Origin of the sequence: Paenibacillus faecis (assembly GCF_008084145.1) — a bacterium.
Lineage (GTDB): Bacteria > Bacillota > Bacilli > Paenibacillales > Paenibacillaceae > Fontibacillus > Fontibacillus faecis.
The window spans coordinates 862,501-864,871 of record NZ_VSDO01000003.1; the positions used below are offsets into that span (position 1 = coordinate 862,501).

At 53.6% G+C, this 2,371-nt stretch carries 1 rRNA gene (cut by a window edge); it reads left to right on the forward strand.

Annotated features, from left to right (window positions below):
- Positions 1–114 precede the first annotated feature (114 nt).
- Positions 115–2,371: ribosomal RNA gene (locus FRY98_RS17265) — 23S ribosomal RNA — on the forward strand (it continues 682 nt past the right edge of the window).

Below are 2,371 nucleotides of genomic sequence, written 5' to 3' on the forward strand. Positions count from 1 at the left end.
GACTACAGAGCGAAGGTTTTGGGATGACCGAACTTTAGGTAGTGCGCGGCTGCTTGCGAGAGCAAGTCAGTAAGCGACGAACGAGGAGAGGGCAGCGCAAAACCGGAGCGAATTGGTTAAGCTACTAAGAGCACACGGAGGATGCCTAGGCGCTAGGAGCCGACGAAGGACGTGGCGAACAACGATACTGCCTCGGGGAGCTGTAAGCAAGCTTTGATCCGGGGATGTCCGAATGGGGAAACCCGGCTGGAGTAATATCCAGTCACTCATGCCTGAATACATAGGGCATGAAGAGGCAGACCAGGGGAACTGAAACATCTAAGTACCCTGAGGAAGAGAAAACAAAAGTGATTCCGTCAGTAGCGGCGAGCGAACGCGGATTAGCCTAAACCAAGGGGCTTGCCCCTTGGGGTTGTGGGACGTCTCACATGGAGTTACAAAGGAGCATATTAGATGAACAGGTCTGGAAAGGCCGGCCAAAGAAGGTAAAAGCCCTGTAATCGAAAGTGTGCTCCCTCCGAGACGGATCCCGAGTAGTGCGGGGCACGTGAAACCCCGTATGAATCCGCCAGGACCATCTGGTAAGGCTAAATACTCCCTAGCGACCGATAGTGAAGCAGTACCGTGAGGGAAAGGTGAAAAGCACCCCGGAAGGGGAGTGAAAAAGAACCTGAAACCGTGTGCTTACAAGAAGTCAGAGCCCATTTTAGGGGTGATGGCGTGCCTTTTGTAGAATGAACCGGCGAGTTACGTTTGCAAGCAAGGTTAAGCCGATAAGGCGGAGCCGCAGCGAAAGCGAGTCTGAATAGGGCGAATATAGTTTGTAGGCGTAGACCCGAAACCGGGTGATCTACCCCTGTCCAGGGTGAAGGTGCGGTAACACGCACTGGAGGCCCGAACCCACGTACGTTGAAAAGTGCGGGGATGAGGTGGGGGTAGCGGAGAAATTCCAATCGAACTCGGAGATAGCTGGTTCTCCCCGAAATAGCTTTAGGGCTAGCCTCGGTGGGACAGTCGTGGAGGTAGAGCACTGATTGGGTGCGGGGCCCGCCAAGGGTTACCAAGCTCAGTCAAACTCCGAATGCCATAGACTGATTAACCGGGAGTCAGACAGTGAGTGCTAAGATCCATTGTCAAAAGGGAAACAGCCCAGACCATCAGCTAAGGTCCCCAAGTGTGTGTTAAGTGGGAAAGGATGTGGAGTTGCACAGACAACCAGGATGTTGGCTTAGAAGCAGCCACCATTTAAAGAGTGCGTAATAGCTCACTGGTCGAGTGACTCTGCGCCGAAAATGTAACGGGGCTAAACACACCACCGAAGCTATGGCTTGATGCTTGCATCAGGGGTAGGGGAGCGTTGAATACGGGTTGAAGGTGTACCGGAAGGAGCGCTGGACTGTATTCAAGTGAGAATGCCGGTATGAGTAACGAAAAGATCAGTGAGAATCTGATCCGCCGAAAGCCTAAGGGTTCCTGAGGAAGGTTCGTCCGCTCAGGGTAAGTCGGGACCTAAGGCGAGGCCGAAAGGCGTAGTCGAAGGACAACAGGTAGAAATTCCTGTACCACCGTAAACCGCTATGAGCGATGGGGTGACGCAGTAGGGTAGTGACGCGAGCTGATGGATGCTCGTCCAAGCAGTGAGGCTGGTGTGTAGGCAAATCCGCACATCGTAAGGCTGGGCTGTGATGGGGAGGGAAAATTTACAGTACCGAAGGTCATGATCTCACACTGCCAAGAAAAGCCTCTAGCCAGGTGAAGGTGCCCGTACCGCAAACCGACACAGGTAGGCGAGAAGAGAATTCTAAGGCGCGCGGAAGAACTCTCGTTAAGGAACTCGGCAAAATGACCCCGTAACTTCGGGAGAAGGGGTGCCTCGGTAGGGTGAATAGCCCGAGGGGGCCGCAGTGAAAAGGCCCAAGCGACTGTTTAGCAAAAACACAGGTCTGTGCGAAGCCGCAAGGCGAAGTATACGGGCTGACGCCTGCCCGGTGCTGGAAGGTTAAGGGGAGTGGTTAGGAGGTAACTCCGAAGCTATGAACTGAAGCCCCAGTAAACGGCGGCCGTAACTATAACGGTCCTAAGGTAGCGAAATTCCTTGTCAGGTAAATTCTGACCCGCACGAATGGCGTAACGACTTGGGCGCTGTCTCAACGAGAGATCCGGTGAAATTTTAATACCTGTGAAGATGCAGGTTACCCGCGACAAGACGGAAAGACCCCATGGAGCTTTACTGCAGCTTGATATTGGACTTTGATACGATTTGTACAGGATAGGTGGGAGCCTAGGAAGCCGGAGCGCCAGCTTCGGTGGAGGTGCCGTTGGGATACCACCCTGATCGTATCGGAGTTCTAACCTGGTACCGTAATCCGGT